Origin of the sequence: Dolichospermum compactum NIES-806 (genome assembly GCF_002368115.1) — a bacterium.
Taxonomy (GTDB): domain Bacteria; phylum Cyanobacteriota; class Cyanobacteriia; order Cyanobacteriales; family Nostocaceae; genus Dolichospermum; species Dolichospermum compactum.
In genome coordinates this window covers 4,874,418-4,892,425 of sequence record NZ_AP018316.1, presented here as the reverse complement: position 1 = coordinate 4,892,425, position 18,008 = coordinate 4,874,418, and the positions used below count along the sequence as shown (strand labels likewise).

22 protein-coding genes and 1 pseudogene are annotated in these 18,008 nt (G+C 38.0%); 7 read left to right on the top strand and 16 right to left on the bottom strand.

What is annotated here, in order from left to right:
* The first annotated feature begins 355 nt into the window (after positions 1 to 355).
* A complete protein-coding gene (locus tag CA730_RS22795; RefSeq protein WP_096670797.1) occupies positions 356 to 553 on the top strand; it encodes a hypothetical protein in 198 nt (65 codons plus the stop codon).
* Between the two features lie 76 nt (positions 554 to 629).
* On the top strand, positions 630 to 1,109 hold the full coding sequence (locus tag CA730_RS22790; protein WP_096670795.1) for a Tic20 family protein: 480 nt from the start codon (positions 630 to 632) through the stop codon (positions 1,107 to 1,109).
* On the opposite strand, the gene CA730_RS22785 is transcribed toward CA730_RS22790, so the two are convergent.
* Complete coding sequence (locus CA730_RS22785; protein WP_096670793.1) at positions 1,106 to 1,879, bottom strand: fumarylacetoacetate hydrolase family protein; 774 nt, start codon at positions 1,877 to 1,879, stop codon at positions 1,106 to 1,108. The two genes, CA730_RS22790 and CA730_RS22785, sit on opposite strands and share 4 nt — an antisense overlap.
* Before the next feature lie 292 nt (positions 1,880 to 2,171).
* On the opposite strand from CA730_RS22785, the gene rpsF reads away from it, so the two are divergent.
* Together rpsF and CA730_RS22770 are read left to right on the top strand one after the other, a co-directional pair.
* Complete coding sequence (rpsF, locus tag CA730_RS22780; RefSeq protein ID WP_096670791.1) at positions 2,172 to 2,498, top strand: 30S ribosomal protein S6; 327 nt, start codon at positions 2,172 to 2,174, stop codon at positions 2,496 to 2,498.
* A gap of 624 nt (positions 2,499 to 3,122) precedes the next feature.
* On the top strand, positions 3,123 to 3,683 hold the full coding sequence (locus tag CA730_RS22770) for an Npun_F5560 family protein (RefSeq protein ID WP_096670787.1): 561 nt from the start codon (positions 3,123 to 3,125) through the stop codon (positions 3,681 to 3,683).
* 181 nt (positions 3,684 to 3,864) lie between these two features.
* On the opposite strand, the gene CA730_RS22765 is transcribed toward CA730_RS22770, so the two are convergent.
* Positions 3,865 to 6,492, bottom strand: coding sequence for a DNA polymerase III subunit alpha (locus tag CA730_RS22765; RefSeq protein WP_096670785.1), 2,628 nt, complete (start codon positions 6,490 to 6,492; stop codon positions 3,865 to 3,867).
* Between the two features lie 222 nt (positions 6,493 to 6,714).
* Between CA730_RS22765 and CA730_RS22760 the strand changes: the two genes are divergently transcribed.
* On the top strand, positions 6,715 to 7,485 hold the full coding sequence (locus CA730_RS22760; RefSeq protein WP_096670783.1) for a TspO/MBR family protein: 771 nt from the start codon (positions 6,715 to 6,717) through the stop codon (positions 7,483 to 7,485).
* A gap of 299 nt (positions 7,486 to 7,784) precedes the next feature.
* The gene (psbA, locus tag CA730_RS22755; protein WP_027404089.1) at positions 7,785 to 8,867 is read left to right on the top strand and encodes a photosystem II q(b) protein; all 1,083 of its coding nucleotides are present in this window, start codon (positions 7,785 to 7,787) and stop codon (positions 8,865 to 8,867) included.
* A 401-nt stretch (positions 8,868 to 9,268) separates the two neighbouring features.
* Here the strand turns inward: psbA and CA730_RS22745 are convergent, their stop codons facing one another.
* From CA730_RS22745 to CA730_RS26530, 5 genes and pseudogenes are all read right to left on the bottom strand, one after another.
* A complete protein-coding gene (locus tag CA730_RS22745; RefSeq protein WP_096670781.1) occupies positions 9,269 to 9,493 on the bottom strand; it encodes a DUF6887 family protein in 225 nt (74 codons plus the stop codon).
* Complete coding sequence (locus CA730_RS26540) at positions 9,490 to 9,666, bottom strand: DUF6888 family protein (protein WP_371416113.1); 177 nt, start codon at positions 9,664 to 9,666, stop codon at positions 9,490 to 9,492. Before CA730_RS26540 ends, CA730_RS22745 begins: the two co-directional genes overlap by 4 nt.
* 97 nt (positions 9,667 to 9,763) lie before the next feature.
* Positions 9,764 to 9,991: a hypothetical protein gene (locus CA730_RS22740; protein ID WP_407919755.1), complete on the bottom strand. Its 228-nt coding sequence runs from the start codon at positions 9,989 to 9,991 to the stop codon at positions 9,764 to 9,766.
* Positions 9,981 to 10,052 (bottom strand): DUF6972 family protein, encoded by a 72-nt coding sequence (locus CA730_RS26535; protein WP_407919810.1) that lies wholly within the window; start codon positions 10,050 to 10,052, stop codon positions 9,981 to 9,983. The genes CA730_RS22740 and CA730_RS26535 overlap by 11 nt, the downstream gene beginning before the upstream one ends.
* Positions 10,053 to 10,119: 67 nt before the next feature.
* A pseudogene (locus CA730_RS26530) lies at positions 10,120 to 10,248 on the bottom strand (DUF6972 family protein); the annotation flags it as partial.
* Positions 10,249 to 10,343: 95 nt separating this feature from the next.
* Here CA730_RS26530 and CA730_RS24750 point away from each other — a divergent pair.
* The gene (locus tag CA730_RS24750) at positions 10,344 to 10,487 is read left to right on the top strand and encodes a hypothetical protein (RefSeq protein WP_157750047.1); all 144 of its coding nucleotides are present in this window, start codon (positions 10,344 to 10,346) and stop codon (positions 10,485 to 10,487) included.
* A gap of 10 nt (positions 10,488 to 10,497) precedes the next feature.
* Here CA730_RS24750 and CA730_RS22730 read toward each other — a convergent pair whose 3' ends face one another.
* The 9 genes from CA730_RS22730 to CA730_RS22695 all read right to left on the bottom strand — a co-directional run bounded on the left by CA730_RS22730 (position 10,498) and on the right by CA730_RS22695 (position 17,165).
* Positions 10,498 to 10,863, bottom strand: a complete 366-nt coding sequence (locus CA730_RS22730) for a clan AA aspartic protease (RefSeq protein ID WP_096670777.1) — start codon at positions 10,861 to 10,863, stop codon at positions 10,498 to 10,500.
* The gene (locus CA730_RS22725; RefSeq protein ID WP_096670775.1) at positions 10,860 to 11,132 is read right to left on the bottom strand and encodes a hypothetical protein; all 273 of its coding nucleotides are present in this window, start codon (positions 11,130 to 11,132) and stop codon (positions 10,860 to 10,862) included. The genes CA730_RS22730 and CA730_RS22725 overlap by 4 nt, the downstream gene beginning before the upstream one ends.
* A 57-nt stretch (positions 11,133 to 11,189) precedes the next feature.
* Entirely contained in the window at positions 11,190 to 11,336 is a 147-nt protein-coding gene (locus tag CA730_RS24745; protein ID WP_157750046.1) for a hypothetical protein, read from the bottom strand.
* Entirely contained in the window at positions 11,336 to 12,400 is a 1,065-nt protein-coding gene (locus CA730_RS22720; RefSeq protein WP_096670773.1) for an MAE_28990/MAE_18760 family HEPN-like nuclease, read from the bottom strand. The genes CA730_RS24745 and CA730_RS22720 overlap by 1 nt, the downstream gene beginning before the upstream one ends.
* A gap of 15 nt (positions 12,401 to 12,415) precedes the next feature.
* Entirely contained in the window at positions 12,416 to 13,609 is a 1,194-nt protein-coding gene (locus CA730_RS22715) for a DUF262 domain-containing protein (protein ID WP_096670771.1), read from the bottom strand.
* Between the two features lie 88 nt (positions 13,610 to 13,697).
* Entirely contained in the window at positions 13,698 to 14,015 is a 318-nt protein-coding gene (locus CA730_RS22710) for a hypothetical protein (protein ID WP_096670769.1), read from the bottom strand.
* An 84-nt stretch (positions 14,016 to 14,099) separates the two neighbouring features.
* Positions 14,100 to 14,306, bottom strand: a complete 207-nt coding sequence (locus CA730_RS22705) for a DUF6887 family protein (protein WP_027404744.1) — start codon at positions 14,304 to 14,306, stop codon at positions 14,100 to 14,102.
* Positions 14,303 to 14,515 carry a DUF6888 family protein gene (locus tag CA730_RS26525; RefSeq protein ID WP_027404745.1) on the bottom strand — a complete coding sequence of 71 codons (213 nt, stop codon included), beginning with the start codon at positions 14,513 to 14,515 and terminating at the stop codon, positions 14,303 to 14,305. The genes CA730_RS22705 and CA730_RS26525 overlap by 4 nt, the downstream gene beginning before the upstream one ends.
* Before the next feature lie 178 nt (positions 14,516 to 14,693).
* Complete coding sequence (locus tag CA730_RS22695) at positions 14,694 to 17,165, bottom strand: ATP-dependent Clp protease ATP-binding subunit (protein WP_096670767.1); 2,472 nt, start codon at positions 17,163 to 17,165, stop codon at positions 14,694 to 14,696.
* Positions 17,166 to 18,008 lie beyond the last annotated feature (843 nt).

Sequence of the window (18,008 nt, the reverse complement as noted above, 5' to 3'; positions counted from 1 at the left end):
CTTTAATCAACGTGGTGGTTGGAATTTAGGTATTATTTTGTACCTAAACTCACAAAACTCTTAAATATACAAGATACAATAGCAACAAGGGGAGACTCACATTTTGCACCTAGCGACTGGAAGTCACGGCTACACAGGCAAAACCCTTGATTTTTCCTGAGTCCGCGTAGGCGGACTTGGTTTGTATAGTTCCGCGTTCGCGTTAGCGTGCCGGAGGCATCTTTCTAATCGCCAGGGTTTGGTATTATATCGTTTTTTATCAATTCTGTATTTCACGCAAGTGCATACCACTGTGGCAAATTTTCTCTATTGTCAATTTTTTTAATTGCTCTATTTAGGAAAAGAGGGGGTTGAGATGTTAGTCATTCTCATGGACAATCAAATCCTTAGCTCTGAAAAGGTCTGTCAGTCTTGTTTACTAGCAAATGGTAGTGGACAACCTCGCTGGGGTGGAGGTAAACTGCGCTGTGGTCAAGCAATTAATAAGTTTACAGAACAACAGCCAGATCAGTACGAGTGTGTTATGGGCTTTCGCGTCGCCAATATAGAATAGATTTACCAGCAAGGTCAAGCATCTGCGTTATCCTAAGCTCAATAGCTGTTGAAATTTAGCCACAGGAGAACACAAAATGTCTTGGCGCGGGTCTACAACTTTCCCTGATAGAATTTTCGCTTGTTTACCTTATTTGCTGCCTTTGATTGACAGTCTAGGCTTTGGTAGTTTTTTGTTTAGACAGTTTCCGCTACTTAAGCTTCTGCTTATACCACTGCAACCAGTGCTAATAGTTTACGGAAGTTTAGGGCAAATTGGTCAACTGATAGCGTTCTTTGCCTTATTCATGTTGGTAGTGAGAAACGAAAAAATCAATCATTTCATTCGTTTCAATACAATGCAAGCAATTCTTTTAGATATTGTTATATTTTTGTGTTCCGTATTACTGCGAATTTTGACTTCGATTCCTGGCACTGATTTTGCTATGGAAACTCTGGCCAATACCATCTTTTTAGGTATACTGGCCGCAGTTGTCTATTCTGTATTCCAGTCTCTGATGGGTAAGTATGCAGAAATTCCCACAATTTCTGATGCAGTGCATATGCAGGTACGTTAACGTCCCACAACTGTGTTTTCTAGGCGACCAATTCCTTCGATTTCCACACGGATGCGATCGCCTATTTGCAAAGCCCCTACCCCCATCGGTGTACCAGTTAATACTATATCTCCAGGTAATAAGGTCATGACTTGACTGATATAAGACACCAAAAAATCTGGGGAAAATACCATTTGATCAATACAAGTAGACTGGACTGGGTGGGGATGATCATTCAAAAACGTCTGTAATCTCGCACCTGGGTTTAATTCTCGGACAATCCAAGGACCCAAAGGACAAAAAGTATCAAAACCTTTGGCTCTAGTCCATTGGGGATCTTTTTTTTGTAAATCCCTGGCGGTGACATCATTGGCAATGGTATAACCCCAAATTTTACTTTGGGCCTGGGCTGGGGTACAATCACAGGTGCGATCGCCAATCACCAAAGCCAATTCTCCCTCATAGTCTACCTTTTGCGACTGATGAGGATACTTAATTGCTTTTTCCGACGCAATCACAGACGTAGGCGGTTTGAAAAAAATTAGCGGTTCAGCAGGTACAGGAGTTCCCATTTCTGCGGCATGATCAGCATAATTCTTGCCTACACCCACAATTTTTGAAGGCGCACAGGGTGCTAGAATTGTGTAAGAATTAGATGGCAGGATTAAATCCGTAGGTTGACCATCCAACCAAGGTGGAGCATCTAGCACCTCGACATTCTGAGTAAGCTGGAGCAACCCATAGTGAATTTTCCCTTCTTGACTTTGAACTCGCACATATCGCTGCGCCATAAGTTTGACAAATATCCTTAAATATGCTTCTTTTATGCAGAATGTGGTTAATGATTGCCATTGAAAACTTGTAAAATTATAAGATAAATATCGAAAACCTGATGAATTTAATTGACAAACTCTTAACCAGTAGACAAATCCTGCTAAAAATTGTGTTAGTGTAGAATGGCTAAAAAATTGTCAAAATTCCTTGTTGCTTGAGATGTTGATCAATAAAATTATCGCTCACAGCAATATTTGTGTGAATTAACACCTCTTCAGCCATTTTGTCCAAAAGGTAAATTTAAAAAACATGACCACAGTTTACGAAACCATGTACATCCTGCGTCCTGACTTGGGAGATGAACAGGTAGTACAACAAATTGCTAAATACGAAAACCTCATTCGTGAACACGGCGCTGAAAATATTGAAATTCAAAACCGTGGTAAGCGTCGTCTAGCTTATGAAATTCAAAGACATCGTGATGGCATTTATATTCAACTCAACTACACAGGTCCTGGAACAGTAATCGCTATCATGGAACGGGGGATGCGATTGAGCGAAGAAGTAATTCGTTATATGACCGTCAAACAAGAAGTTCACCAAGAAAAACCAGGACAAGAAGTTGTAGCAGCTTAATAACCGCGTTTTCCCAAGTGATGAGTTAGGATTTCAGCAGTATGGCTTGCGTCATGCTGCGACATCAAGAAGTCAGGAGTCAAGAGTCAGGAGTCAGGAGTCAGGAGTCAGGAGTCAGAAGGAAGAGGGAAGAGGGAAGAGGGAAGAGGGAAGAGGGAAGAGGGAAGAGGGAAGAGGGAAGAGGGAAGAGGGAAGAGGGAAGAGGGAAGAGGGAAGAGGGAAGAGGGAAGAGGGACGCTACGCTATCAGCAAGTCTTAATTAATAAATATTGCAGATACAAGCAACTACTTAAGGCTTGCTCAATAAAGCTAAAACTTAGATATATCAAGAGTTAGAAGGTGAAAAAGGTGAATCAGGTGCAAGGAATAAGGGTTGAAATTAGCAAAAACCTATCACTTGACCAGATTCAAGACTATTCTTCTCTTCTTCTAATTCTTCCTCCTCACTCCTAGCCCTCACAGATAACTTTTATGGCTTACGCCACGCTTCGCTATCAGCAAACCCTACTTATAGTATAGAAATCGCTAAATTATTTTAATCAAATTGCTCAGTATGTGATATGATCGGCGCAAGTCAGAAATCAAGTATAACTGTATATATATTAAGTAAGAGCTTTAAGTGCCGTGAGCCAATCTGATATACCAAACATCCAAGAACTGTCTACGGAAATATCCCAGTTGCGCCAGGACTTGCAACTGCGTGATCAATTAGTTCAACAGTTATCACAGGAACTATTTCGGCTAGTCAAGGGTAATACTAACTTTACACCACCAAAATCTGAGCCAGAGATAGATTCTAGTCAATTGCAAGCCTTAAGAGATCAAATCCAATCTGTAGAACAGCAGGTAACGTTCTACCAAGAACAAATAACGAATCGTGATACAGAGATATATCAATTACGCCAGTCTGTACAAGAACTAACTGATCGTAGTCGAATGTTAGAGCAAGTAGTACAAGAACTACCCCAAATTTACCGTCGTAAGTTTGAGGAACGCATGACACCAGTACGAGACAAAGTAACAATACTACAACGAGAAAATCGCCAATTGCAAGCCGAATTGCAAAGTGTGAGTTATCGTTTAGCGCTAAAAAACCGCTACACAAATCATAGTGGTATTGATTTACCAACTTTTCCTCGTTCAGAAACGACAGCCGATAGTATAGCTGCTCCCCAGAATGCGTAATATATTCCTACACTGTACTTCATCAGTCAGTGTAGGCTTGATATAGATGATAAACGCTCTTAAAAAGCAGACTTAGGCAATTTTTTAACTTTCGTAAATTATTCTCAATACCACTTATAGCAACTGCCAAAACTCTTACTCTCTGCGACTCTGCGCCTCTGCGTAAAATAAATTCATGTCTTTATTCACTAACACCCACTTGTAACAAATCCAATCCTTGGGCAAAAATCTCATCAATTGGTAACATTTGCCCTTCTTCAGTCATAAATTTATGATCTTTTGTAGCGCGAATAATTGCGCCATTTTCTAATAAATATTCGTAAACTTCTTGTTGTCCCCGATTATGCCATTGGGCAATTGACTGAGTATAAAGTATTCCATTACTATCAACAGTATAAACTTTACATTCAATCTGTTTTTCAACAATTTCCCCAATTTGTAAAAAACCATATTCAACAGTTAAAATTTCTGTGTCGTAACTTAAACAATATTCAGCAAACTTCAACATATCCCCAAATAAATGTTCAGAAACTTGGGATACTACACCGTTTTTGGCAGAACCATCAATAAAATTTTGTTTTTGTTTCTCCATTTCTGATACTTTCTTTTTACCCATAGCGCGACGGAGTAAATCAGCTTGTCCTAAACTATAACCAGCCATATCTTGAGCAATTTTCATAATTTGCTCTTGATAAACCATGATTCCGTAGGTTTCATTTAAGATTGGTTCTAAAATTTGAGTATCATATTCAATTTCTTCTCGTCCGTGTTTACGATTAATAAATTTAGGAATTAATCCGGCATCTAATGGACCTGGACGATACAATGCTAAAATCGAAGAAATATCTTCAATGTTTGAAGGTTTCAAATCTCTAACTATCTGTTTCATTCCTGAAGATTCTAATTGAAATATTCCTTCTAAATCACCAGCTTCTAATAATGAATAAGCCTTAGCAACATCTTTTGGTAAGTTAGTATGATCACCTTTAGCTAGTATTTTTTGTGCTTTTCTTTCTTGTCCGGTAATTTGATCAGGATCGATTTTATATCCTTTACTTTGTTCAATTAAATCAATGGTTTTTTGAATTAGGGTTAGATTCCGCAAACCCAAAAAGTCCATTTTTAATAATCCCAATGACTCTAAATCTTCCATGAAATATTGAGTAATTACAGAACCATCATTATTGCGTTGTAGAGGAACAAGTTCGTCTAATGGTTCTGCGGAAATAACCACACCGGCAGCATGGACACCGAAGGTTTTGTTAGTTCCTTCAATTCGCATAGCCATATCAATCCAGCGCCGGACAGTGGGATCATTATCATATTTGGCTTTAAATTCTGGTTCGGGTGTTTCATCGGAAATCATCACTTTTAGTTTAGTAGGTTTACCCCGGACTACAGGAATCATTTTCGCCATTTTGTCAGAATCCCCATAGGGAATATCTAATACTCTAGCGACATCTTTTAAAACTGCTTTGGATGTGAGACGGTTAAAGGTAATGATTTGAGCAACTCTATCAACACCATATTTTTCAGTTACATAATCAATAACTTGATCTCGTTTATCAATGCAGAAATCTGTATCAATATCTGGCATTGATTTCCGTTCAGGATTGAGAAATCGTTCAAATAGTAAGCCATGATGCACGGGGTCAATATTCGTAATTTTCATGGCATAGGCTACCAAAGAACCAGCCGCAGAACCACGTCCTGGACCAACGGGAATGTTATTATCTCGCGCAAATTTGATGTAGTCCCACACTACTAAAAAGTAGGTAGAAAATCCCATTTGTTGAATCATTTTTAATTCATATTCCAATCTTTCTTTATAGACTGGATCTACTTCGTGGCGAGATTTGCGATTTAACCTTTCTAAAAGTCCCAACCAGGCAACTTCTTCTGCATAAGTATCTGCTGTATGTCCTGAAGGGATTGTGGGTGTGGGAATTTGTGGATCTCCCATGATGTGATAAGGTTCGACTTTATCGGCAATTTCGACCGTTGTGGCGATCGCTTCGGCAATGATATCATCGGGTAAATGGTCACGGAATAGCTGGTACATTTCTTCTGCTGATTTGAGGTATTCTGTGCCGCTATACCGCATTCTTTTATCTTCGCTAATGAGTTTACCTGTTTGAATACATAACAAGGCATCGTGGGATTCTACATCAAAACAGGAGATAAAATGGGAGTCGTTGGTGGCGATAAATTTAATTCCTAATTCTCTGGCAATTTTGATTATTTCTACATTCACAATTCGGTCTTCTTGAGAACCATGATCTTGAATTTCTAAATAAAAATCTTCACCAAATACATCTTTATACCATTTAGCAACTTTTCTGGCTGCATCTGGACGATTACTCATAATTGCTTGGGGAATTTCTCCTCCTAAACAAGCACTAGTAACTATTAAACCTTCCCGATATTGTTTGAGTAAATCTTTATTAATACAAGGACGGGAAAAAATGCCTTTACCTTGAACACCTTGAAGGTGAGAAATTGTGGTTAATTTAACTAAATTTTTATAACCTTTGGTATTTTTAGCTAATACGACTTGATGATATTTGGGACGGCGTTCTTGTTTGTCAATTTCACCGTTTAAAATATACATTTCGTTGCCAATTATTGGCTTAACGTTTTTGTTGCGGCAGATTTTGATCAGTTCAACTGCGCCATACATGACACCATGATCTGTGAGGGCGATCGCTTTCATTCCTAGTGCGATCGCTCGATCTACTAATTCTGGTAGTTGACTAGCACCATCAAGCAAGCTGTAATCACTGTGAATATGTAAAGGAACAAATGACATATTAGTATTTGGTAGAGTAAGAGAATTTTAGATTAACAATGATATCAAGTATTTGAGTTAATGATAACCCAATCGCGCATCTTTTACCAAAAGCTACATCATTCCCAATAATGGAGGCTTGATGTTCTGATCAAAGTACACGGCTATTAGCTGCTAAATTTCCATACATATCATATAATAACTTATTATGACTAACTACAAACTAATCGCTATCTCTTAATTATGAATCAATCCAACAATGGTGGTATCCTTGAACAGTTTGTCAACACAGTGATGGGTGTAAAAACTGGGAATCAACAACAATCTCTAAATACATCAGCAGCGGATACACAAGAAATAGATATCAAAGCAGTTTTAGTTTATAAACTAGGAACTATTCTGCAAATAGGAGTGATGATTCTTGTATTGCTGGGAATGGAAAAATTAGTAATTTTGATTGATAATAATTCTTTTTTTCCTATTTGGTTTAGCACTTTAGTCACCACATTATTTTTTGCTTTATTAAGTATCCGTTCCCGGATATTCTCCCTTTTAGATAATACTCGTTCTCGGACAACGTATGATCAAGTAATTAGACCAAAATGGTCTCCTCCACCTTTAGCATTTCCCATAGTTTGGATGATAATTGCGGTTTTGCGGGTAATTTCTTCGGTGTTAATTTGGCAGGAAATGAATCACCAATTTTTGATATTGCCGTTAATTCTGTTTGTTATACATCTAGCTTTAGGAGATACTTGGAATACGATTTTTACCGTAGAACGGAGATTAGGCGCTGCTGTTCCTGTGGTGATTTTAGGTCCTTGGTTATCGGCTATAGTGGTGACAGCGATTTATTGGCAAACTGTTCCTTTAGCGGGAATGATTTTATCTTTTTCTTGTGTATGGCTAACTGTTGCTGCTGTATTGGTATTCAGAATTTGGCAGTTAAATGGATCTGAGCCTTTGTATCCTTTAAAATTAGCTGTTGTGGAGAAATATACTCAAAACGGCTAGAAGCTGGACTTTTTTATCATACAAAGAACAAGTTCAAAGCCTCTCCCCGTTGCGGGGAGAGGTTTGGAGAGGGGTTTCATACTTGGTTAAACTATGAACCGTTTGCAGTATATAAAAAATATTAACAGTAGAAAGCCTTGCCATATCTGGGTTATAGCCATAAAAACAACCCAGATTTCTAGATTTATCAAAAAATATTCCGAAAACCCCTTTACAAATCGAAACATAGGGATTAATATAAATTCATGAGGTAGAAACACCTACCAAAACATACATAACTAAAACGCAATTATAAACACATGACAACCACCTTACAACAGCGCGAAAGTGCTAACGTATGGAGCCGCTTCTGTGAGTGGATCACAAGCACCGACAACCGTTTATACATCGGCTGGTTCGGCGTAATCATGATCCCCACCCTCCTATCTGCGATCGCTTGCTTCGTAATTGCATTCATCGCTGCTCCTCCTGTAGACATTGACGGTATCCGCGAACCAGTTGCAGGTTCATTACTCTACGGAAACAACATTATTTCCGGTGCAGTAGTTCCTTCCTCTAACGCCATCGGTTTACACTTCTACCCAATTTGGGAAGCTGCTTCCTTAGACGAGTGGTTATACAACGGCGGTCCTTACCAATTGGTAGTATTCCACTTCCTGATCGGCGTATTCTGCTACCTCGGTCGTGAATGGGAACTTTCTTACCGCTTAGGTATGCGTCCTTGGATTTGCCTAGCATTCTCTGCTCCTGTAGCAGCAGCAACCGCAGTATTCTTGATCTACCCAATCGGTCAAGGTTCATTCTCTGACGGTATGCCTTTAGGTATCTCTGGAACATTCAACTTCATGATCGTGTTCCAAGCTGAACACAACATCTTGATGCACCCCTTCCATATGTTAGGTGTAGCTGGTGTATTCGGTGGTTCTTTGTTCTCCGCAATGCACGGTTCTTTGGTTACTTCTTCCTTAGTTAAGGAAACAACCGAAAACGAATCACAAAACTACGGTTACAAATTCGGTCAAGAAGAAGAAACCTATAACATCGTTGCTGCTCACGGCTACTTCGGTCGCTTGATTTTCCAATACGCTTCCTTCAACAACAGCCGTCAACTGCACTTCTTACTAGCTGCATGGCCTGTAATTGGTATCTGGTTCACAGCTTTGGGTATCAGCACCATGGCGTTCAACTTGAACGGTTTCAACTTCAACCAATCCATCATGGATTCTCAAGGTCGCGTAGTCGCTACTTGGGCTGATGTAATCAACCGCGCTAACTTAGGTATGGAAGTAATGCACGAGCGTAACGCTCACAACTTCCCCCTAGACTTGGCTGCTGCTGATGTTGCTCCTGTTGCTTTAAGCGCTCCTGCAATCAACGGTTAATAAGTTTAGCTAAATAAAAAACGCTCTCCAATTACGGTGGGCGTTTTTTTGTTTTGGGAACATACGAGAAGAAGCGGCTCTCACAGCTTTTGCATCTGCTGTGGTGGTGACAATATTTAGTTGATCACCTGTATCTAATAAGTACCACGAAATTCTTTGGCACGTTTTGCGACTTCTTCACTGCTGAGGAGAATGGCTTGCATTTTGTTTTATCCTTTTTCGTGATTAGTTTATTATACTTGATTTAATAGTACAGTTTATCCTTCCTCCAGCCACTGTTCATAACCACATATCAGCAATCTTTTCTTTAAATTAGCGATCGCTTCAGATGTGGGTACATCAATTGATTGCACTCGATATCCCTTTTATTGCTTCTAACACATCAGTAAAAATCATAATAGTTATTCTTCACTTTCAATTAATCTTTTACCATTACTAAGACGCTGCAAAAACTCAGGAAAATTCATCAAATCATCAACAGATTCTGATGGTGGCATTTCTACCCAATTTGCCTCATCATTCAATTTATCAACATAAATATAAAATGCCTCTTGGTCATCTCGATGAGATAAAACATAAGCACGTAATTCTTTTGTACTCATACCTTGGAAGTTAGGCTGACTCATACCACATACCTCCATTTACCATTAGGATATATTTCTATCATATTCTCTTCACCCGCGAGGATAAAAACATTACCTGTACGTTTATCAACTCGAACCAAGTTTATGGGTAAATATAGTTTAGTTAACCAACAACACAGAATAAATAACTGTGTTTTCTGCTCAGATGTAGGAATGACCCATACTCCTCAATAAAACTCATTATAACGAATATATCACTCCTTCTCCTCTTTGCATCTTTGCGCCTCTGCGCGAAACAAAAAATATACTAACTCACACTAATTCCGCAGCTAAAAGCCTACCTTCAACTGGTTCATACTCATCTTCTAGTAACCATAACTTAGCTGCTTCATAATTATTACTAGAAAATACAACCTTCTCACCTTGTTTTGGATCATAAATTTGACAATTTTCTTCACTGTCGCAAAGTAATAACAGAATATAGGTCGGTGATAACATCGGATCAATCCATACTTCTGTAAATTCCCAGTTATTCTTCACTTGGTCTGGTGCGGGGTATGACGTGGTATTGGTTCTCTGCATTGATTTTTATCTCCCCCATAGTAAAGTGGAATACTACTACCATCTGGACTAATTCTATAACCTATTGGTTCAGTAAAAAACATTCCATAGCGTTCATAATCTCGAACATTGCCGATAAACTCACCTTCTTCTATTATGCACTGAGCAAATTGATTCATGATATTTTCATCGTTAAATACATGAGCAGCAATTCCTTTTTTTAGAAGTTTTTGCATTTGCGGTGTTCCTGGTAAATGCTTGGCAATATGTCTAACGTCAAGGGTGATTTGACGATTAATTCCGCTCATGATTAAAAGTTAAAAAACAAAAAATGGTAAAGCAATTAATACTCTACCGCTTTTTAACTCTTAAACTTGTTTTTTCACTGACCTTATCTCAGCGATTCCTGCGGGGTGCTTTGCGATCGCCTTTGACACTGAGTTCCGCACAATTGCACATCTCCACCATCATCTAACTAAGAGCGATTATAATTCTTGAATTGTTACTAAACCACCTTCTGTAAATTGGATAGATAATTCATAACCATCAAGTAAACCAGTTCCTAATAATGGTAGCTTTCCTGTAGCTAATACATTAACTGCTCTTTCCTCACCATTCCAAATAATAGTAGCCTGATGTACTGGTAAAAGCACACGGCTATTATCTGCTAAATTTGCGTACATATCATAAACAAAAGGGAATCCCAAAAGATTCACGGCTGCGGGAGGTAAGGAAAGAAATTCTGTAAAACCTGTATCAATCACAAATTCAATTGTAAAATCTGGTTGTTCTGGCAATCGAAATATGACATTAACAGTTGCACGTCCATTTTTGATAATGCCAGTTATCATGGATAATCACGCTCCATTTCTCCACTAAAGGAGGCAGCAACTTTATAACCAATGCGAATACCAAAAAGTCGAGCAAATCTGTTTTTATTCCGTAAATAATGCGCTGATTCTATGCCTGTTTTATCAATAGCATATTCACCTGTTTCTATATCAATAATTATCATTTTACCGATGTTTTCTGCTGTTTCTACTTGTTGACGAATGCTATTTTCATATAATTCTTTGGCACGTTTGGCAACTTCTTCGCTGCTGAGGAGAATGGCTTGCATTTTATTTCATCCTTTTTCGTTATTAGCTGATTATACTTGATCAAGCGATACCTTCGGTCAGCACTTCGCTATCGCCTTTGGCACTGCGCTTCGCACAATTGCACATCTCCAGTATAGTTTACCTAAGAGCGATCGCACTTCTTCCACTATTAACCAACAAAGAGCGATCACACCACCTTCACCGTTAACTAGGAGCGATCGCATTATTTCTTGATTATGTAAAATATTTGATTATCCTTAATCTTAGGCTCAACGCTTACAGCAATATTTGTTTTTTCTAAAACTGTCAGTTCTTGATATGATTTGTTATTTAATTCAATTGTTAAAATAGGTTTTTTATAAAATCTACCTTCTTTAGTTTCAACAATTAGCATATCTCCCACTTTTATCGTATAATTTTCAAGTTCAAACGCCAATACTTTATTACCATAAGTATTAATCACATTTTCTATTTTTTGAAAAATATGTATTGATTCTTGTTTGATAAGTTCTTCAAATAATGTCTGAAAAATAGCTTGACAATATTTATCTAAAAATTGAATATAAGGTTCTAATTCAGATATGCTGAGGATATCATCTACTTCTTCTGAACCGTGAGCAATTTGGTTTCTTCTTTCAACCAAATCATTTATTTTATTATATAAAATATCCTTTTCTATTCTAGAAATAGTATTTTGGTTTAAACCAATTTCATTTCTAAGTTCTTCATTTTTTAACAATTCATCATTCAAATTCAAATTTAACTTGTTGAATAACTCTACAATTTTATTATGTTTTAAATTACCTGACAAAAGAACAAAAGCATCTGTATTAATTTGATATTTGCTAGGATTGACTATACAATCATTAAGTTTCTTTAGCACTTCCTCTTTTGTAAGATGCTGATATTTGGCAGTTTCTCTACTGGTAATAGTATTAATCAATTTTAAAGAAAGCTCAAAATGATTATCTCTAATTTTCTGATCTATTTTATTATATTCAGGTACTACATTAGATAGGGAATCAAGATATTCTTTAATCCATATTTCCACATATTTTTCCAGCAGTCCATAAAGTGAAATAATAGATGCTTTATATTCAAATATTCGTTTATCTGTTCTAAAACTTCTATCATGCTCTTTCAGAGTATTCAGTAATTTTCTAATTTGTTCATTATCCGTTTCTAGAACAGAATAAGCAACTACATCATTTACATATTGAATATGTTTTAAATATTCTCTGATTTGATTTATTTCTCGTGTGAAGTTTTCTAATGATTCTATATTCATAATTCCTACCAAAGTTTATTTAATATAGCTTTGTAGAAATTTCTGAAAATATCGAATGCGTGCTTCTACATCTTTTTTATTATTATAGCTACCATCAAAAAGATTTCTACGTCCTACTTCTTGTATAAATGGTGCTTGTTTATTTAAATATAAATTCTTTTGTATAGTCTCTTTGTTTTCAATAAGAACATCTTTGTAAGAAATATTATTTGCAAATACCTGCATTATTGGATCATAGATAGTTTTTAATGGTGTTTTCCTATTACGTCCTTCTTTTGGTGGAATAAAAGCTGAATTTTCTAATATTTGATAAATTAAATTAATAGTTTCATTAAATAGATTTTCAAGTTTGTTCATTGTTTCATCAGGATAACTATTTGCTTGTTTTAAATATTCATCTAAAAACTTATCAACTGGAGATTTTAATTTATCTATATGACGATAAGCAAAGAAGCGTAACACCAATTCTACATCTTCCATTTTTTTATAAGATTCATTTTCCAGTAATTTTTTTTCTCCTTCACTTTCTAAAGGAAAATTCCACATTTTACGAAAATATTCATTTTGAGAAAGTTTTATACATAATTGGTTAAACTTGCCATTTTGTAAAGCATTTCTTGTTTCTTGAGGAGTTAACTTTTCTCCGCCACTGTTAAGTCTTTCAAAAACTATTCTTTTCAGTTCTTCTGCTTCTTCTTCACTTTTAGCTGTTTCTTGTAATAAAACAATAGATGATAAATAGCGTCTATCTATACCTTTTCTAACTTGATCTGGTAAGTTGGCATAGTTTTTACCATCTAGTTCTCTCCAATACTGTAGTCCTTCTAGTAGAAAATTGCCTTTATAAAAATCATAAATAGCAGTTAATCTTTGTTGTCCATCCATTACCTCATAAATAGAATAGTCTATCTCGTATAAAAAAATTGGTGGAATCGGTACATTCATTATGAATGATTCTATTAAACGAGATTTACGAATATTATCCCATCTTTTTCTACGTTGGTATTCGGGATCAAGGATATATTTCTTACTGTCAAGCATAGTTTCTATACTATCTAGTGGATAACGCGCTTGTTCTGTAACAATTCTAATCTCACCCTTTTTATATTTTTCATTAATTTCATCATCAGAAAGACAACTTTTAAAAATATCTAAATCATCTTGAAAAGTAAAAGTTTCACCTGAAATTAAATGACTATTTGCAATCATAGTAATTATTCCTTATATTATTAATTATCAAGTTTCAGAGTAGTTGATTCTATCATTTTACAGATTACCATTAATCATTACCAGTATATCATATTCTGTCACAAGCACCTGTTTCATTAATTCTGAAAGTCACTAACCAACCTGTAGGATATTTTTCCCGGGCTTTTTTTTCAGCAATACTGTCATCAACATCAATAAAATAATCAGCACTATTGGGTTCAATTACCATAAACCAATTGTAATGATCATTTATTAATTCAGGACGAACTCGATTAAAAACAACACGCGCTTTTTCTCCACGCGCATTTCTTTCTGCTTCCCTTCTAGCTAATTCTTCCGGTGGTATTGTAAATTCTGGAAAAATTCTACCTTGTTGACGACGACGAACAGATTTTGTATTAGTCATTATTTTCCCTACCTCATTTCTGTAAATTCCCAGTTATTATTCACGTTCAATTGATCTTTTACCATTACTAAACCTCTGCAAAAATTATGCAATTGATTCAGTTCCATCTTTGATTATGGCCTGTTGAATTTGTTTTTCCCAATTTTCATCATTGGGGTTAATAGTAATCATCCGTCCTTCAGATTTGGAACGATCTACATAAGCATGAAAAGCTGCAATATCTTCTCTATGAGTGAGAATATAATGACGTAATTCTTTTAGAGTCATTGCTTGATAATTAACTAATGTCATCGTTCATCCTCCGATGGTTTATAGTCTCCGCTTGGTTTAATCTCAAACTCTAAATCTTCTCCAGCAAGTACATATAAATTACCTGTACGTTCATCTAATCTGACAAGTTCTATACTTTTGCATATCCATCCAGGTTCAATAACATTAGTTAGTCGGTAACAAATTCTGTATAGCGCTTGAGTTTGTTCGTTCGTGGGTTTTCTTTCCACTGTACCTTATTTACCTATTATAGTGGTCAGCAATAATAATGCTACCTGATACCGATACACAAAAATAGCTCATTTTAAAACCTTCTCCTCTTTGCTCCTTAGCGCCTTTGCGCGAAACAAAAAAAACGGTAGAGAACCGAAATCCCCCACCGTGCAATTAACAATTACAAAAACCTAACTAAGACTCAACACCAGGGGTTGATAACTCCCGTGTTTGTTGAGAACTAACTTGAACAATGCCATTTTCATCAACATCAACAAGAGCAGTATCGCCGTCTTTGATGCGTCCAGACAGAATTTCTTCCGCCAAACTATCTTCCAACAAGCGCATAATTGCCCGACGTAATGGCCTTGCACCGTAGCTAGGACTGTAACCCTCAGTGATCAAGCGATCCTTGAAGCGGTCTGTGACTTCTAAGACAATGCCTTTTTCCGTCAAGCGACCAAAGACTTCCTTGAGCATGATTTCGGCAATTTGGGTAACTTCCAGCTTATTCAATTGACGGAAGACGATAATTTCATCTAACCGGTTCAAGAACTCAGGACGGAAGTATTGCTTCAGTTCCTCATTCACTAAAGAACGAATTCGGTTGTATTGAGATTCGTTAGCATCTTCAGCAAAATCGAAACCAATACCGCTACCACCTTTTTCAATCACCTTAGAACCAATGTTGGAAGTCAAAATCAGCAAAGTGTTCTTAAAGTCCACCGTGCGACCTTTCGCGTCAGTTAAACGCCCATCTTCCAAAATTTGCAAGAGCATATTGAACACATCGGGGTGCGCTTTTTCGATTTCGTCGAATAGCACCACAGTGTAGGGACGACGACGGACAGCTTCTGTTAATTGACCACCTTCGTTGTAACCGACATAACCAGGAGGTGAACCGATCAATTTACTGACGGTGTGACGCTCCATGTATTCGGACATATCTAAGCGAATCATGGCTTCTTCCGAACCGAAGAAGTAGGAAGCCAAGGATTTCGCCAATTCAGTTTTACCTACCCCAGTAGGACCTGAGAAGACAAAACTCGCGATCGGCCGATTCGGATTTTTTAACCCGACACGAGCGCGACGGATGGCTCTGGAAACAGCCTTCACAGCGTCTTCTTGACCGATGAGGCGCTGATGTAAGGTGTCCTCCATGTGCAGTAACTTCTCGGACTCAGATTCGGTAAGTTTGTTCACCGGTACACCTGTCCAAGAAGCGACAATGTGAGCAATGTCTTCTTCTGTAACTACAGGTTCAACGCCGTCACCACTAGCGCCGTTATTCTTGGTTTGAGCAATGGTGCGGATTTCGGCTTTGATTTCCATTTCCCGATCGCGCAATTCTCCCGCCCGATCAAAGTCCTGGGAACGGACTGCATCATCTTTTTCTTTTAAGATTTGCCGTAGTTCCTTGTCTAATTCCTTGGCTGCTGGGGGCAGTTGGGAGTTAATCAAGCGCACCCGTGAACCCGCTTCATCCATCAAGTCAATGGCTTTATCTGGCAAAAAGCGATCGCTAATGTAACGATCAGACAACTTGGCCGCCGCCACCAATGCTTCATCGGATATCTTCAGCTTGTGGTGTGCTTCATAGCGATCGCGCAAACCATATAAAATTTCTATTGTTTCATCAACAGAAGGTTCACCCACCATTACAGGCTGGAAGCGTCTTTCCAACGCTGCATCCCGTTCAATGTGTTTACGGTACTCATCCAAAGTAGTTGCGCCGATACATTGCAACTCACCCCTCGCCAAAGCTGGCTTGAGGATGTTCGCCGCATCAATCGCCCCTTCGGCTGCACCCGCACCAATTAAGGTGTGAACTTCATCAATGACGAGGATGACATTACCCGCAGAGCGGATCTCATCCATAATTTTTTTGAGACGTTCTTCAAATTCACCGCGATATTTAGTTCCCGCTACGAGCAAACCAATATCGAGTGTCACCACACGCTTATCTTCCAAGATATCGGGGATATCCTTACTGGCGATGCGTGAAGCTAAACCTTCAGCGATGGCGGTTTTACCAACACCTGGTTCACCAATTAAAACTGGATTGTTTTTAGTCCGGCGACCCAAAATTTGAATGACTCGCTCGATTTCCTTGGCGCGTCCCACCACAGGATCGAGTTTGTTATCTATGGCCATTTGGGTCAGATTCGATCCAAACTCATCGAGAGTTGGGGTTTTAGTGCGACCAGAGGGGCCACCCGGCGTAACTTCCGCCGTTTCTCCCAACATCCGAATCACTTGGGTTCTCACCTTGGTCAAATCTACACCGAGGTTTTCTAGCACCCTGGCTGCGACACCTTCCCCTTCGCGGATCAGTCCCAACAGCAGATGCTCGGTACCAATGTAGTTATGCCCCAATTGGCGTGCTTCTTCCAAGGATAGTTCTAAAACCCGTTTTGCTCGTGGCGTAAACGGAATTTCTACGGCGACAAAGCCAGAACCCCGTCCTATGATTTTTTCAACTTCAATGCGAGCATCTTTGAGATTAACTCCCATTGATTTCAGCACCTTGGCGGCTACTCCTGTGCCTTCACCAATCAGACCCAAGAGGATCTGCTCAGTTCCGACAAAGTTGTGACCTAAACGGCGGGCCTCTTCTTGGGCCAGCATGATTACCTTAATGGCTTTTTCTGTGAAGCGTTCAAACATGGCATTTTTCCCATCACCTGCGTCGTGCCGGTATGCTGATTTTAGCACAGGCTAAAATTTTGGATATCTATATCAACAATAGTAGATATCCAATGACGATGACACAGGTTGATCGGTTAATGAGTAGCTATTAATTAATTTTTCTGGGGTTTGTGTACTGAGGAGAGTGATATTACCAGCATTTTGGGGACTAAATCCAAACAATAGACCATTGATGTTGCGATTTTTGTTATTAGTTCCAAGTAAACCTATATATCATGAAGTGTGTAGCAATGTCAAATTAATTAGCTCGACTATAAGTTTTTTGTATAAACAAAAGTTTTAATATAATATATTTTGATATAAAATCAGAACAAAAAATCTATTTTATCCTCACAAATATGGTTAACAGTAGAGCCAACTTTTTTTAAGTTTTGTTGTAAATTGTCAAAGCGGTAGTTATATCAAAAATTATTTGTGAAAATTATAAGGGAAATGCCGAAAACCCTTGAAGATGTAGCTTCCTAAGTCAGCTACATCTGTGCTTTAGACAAGGGATGAAGGCTAGTTGCAGGATTTATCCTGCATTGATTTTAATCCATATTCTTGATACAACTATATTGTCACTAAAGACGTAAAAAGCTACCGAGGGACTCTCGGAAAGTTACGCTTGTCAGATATGATTTCGCCCGCCAGGTCCAAGGAAATCAGGGCAAGAACCCAAATATTTAAGGCAGTGCCTGAAACTGGGATAACTGAGGGATATAGACTGAAACTCTCTATAGAATCTCCGCGTCTTTAGACCGGAGAGTGTCAAGTAAAATACACGAAATTTATGTAATACGAATTCAAGTGCGGAATGTG

Excerpts from the sequence above, each read along its gene's own strand:
- CA730_RS22795 (WP_096670797.1), top strand. The coding sequence starts at position 356 with ATGTTAGTCATTCTCATGGACAATCAAATCCTTAGCTCTGAAAAGGTC.
- CA730_RS22790 (WP_096670795.1), top strand. The coding sequence starts at position 630 with ATGTCTTGGCGCGGGTCTACAACTTTCCCTGATAGAATTTTCGCTTGT.
- CA730_RS22785 (WP_096670793.1), bottom strand. The coding sequence starts at position 1,879 with ATGGCGCAGCGATATGTGCGAGTTCAAAGTCAAGAAGGGAAAATTCAC.
- rpsF (WP_096670791.1), top strand. The coding sequence starts at position 2,172 with ATGACCACAGTTTACGAAACCATGTACATCCTGCGTCCTGACTTGGGA.
- CA730_RS22765 (WP_096670785.1), bottom strand. The coding sequence starts at position 6,492 with ATGTCATTTGTTCCTTTACATATTCACAGTGATTACAGCTTGCTTGAT.
- CA730_RS22760 (WP_096670783.1), top strand. The coding sequence starts at position 6,715 with ATGAATCAATCCAACAATGGTGGTATCCTTGAACAGTTTGTCAACACA.
- psbA (WP_027404089.1), top strand. The coding sequence starts at position 7,785 with ATGACAACCACCTTACAACAGCGCGAAAGTGCTAACGTATGGAGCCGC.
- CA730_RS22745 (WP_096670781.1), bottom strand. The coding sequence starts at position 9,493 with ATGAGTCAGCCTAACTTCCAAGGTATGAGTACAAAAGAATTACGTGCT.
- CA730_RS24750 (WP_157750047.1), top strand. The coding sequence starts at position 10,344 with ATGGTAAAGCAATTAATACTCTACCGCTTTTTAACTCTTAAACTTGTT.
- CA730_RS22730 (WP_096670777.1), bottom strand. The coding sequence starts at position 10,863 with ATGATAACTGGCATTATCAAAAATGGACGTGCAACTGTTAATGTCATA.
- CA730_RS22725 (WP_096670775.1), bottom strand. The coding sequence starts at position 11,132 with ATGCAAGCCATTCTCCTCAGCAGCGAAGAAGTTGCCAAACGTGCCAAA.
- CA730_RS24745 (WP_157750046.1), bottom strand. The coding sequence starts at position 11,336 with ATGCGATCGCTCCTAGTTAACGGTGAAGGTGGTGTGATCGCTCTTTGT.
- CA730_RS22720 (WP_096670773.1), bottom strand. The coding sequence starts at position 12,400 with ATGAATATAGAATCATTAGAAAACTTCACACGAGAAATAAATCAAATC.
- CA730_RS22715 (WP_096670771.1), bottom strand. The coding sequence starts at position 13,609 with ATGATTGCAAATAGTCATTTAATTTCAGGTGAAACTTTTACTTTTCAA.
- CA730_RS22710 (WP_096670769.1), bottom strand. The coding sequence starts at position 14,015 with ATGACTAATACAAAATCTGTTCGTCGTCGTCAACAAGGTAGAATTTTT.
- CA730_RS22705 (WP_027404744.1), bottom strand. The coding sequence starts at position 14,306 with ATGACATTAGTTAATTATCAAGCAATGACTCTAAAAGAATTACGTCAT.
- CA730_RS22695 (WP_096670767.1), bottom strand. The coding sequence starts at position 17,165 with ATGTTTGAACGCTTCACAGAAAAAGCCATTAAGGTAATCATGCTGGCC.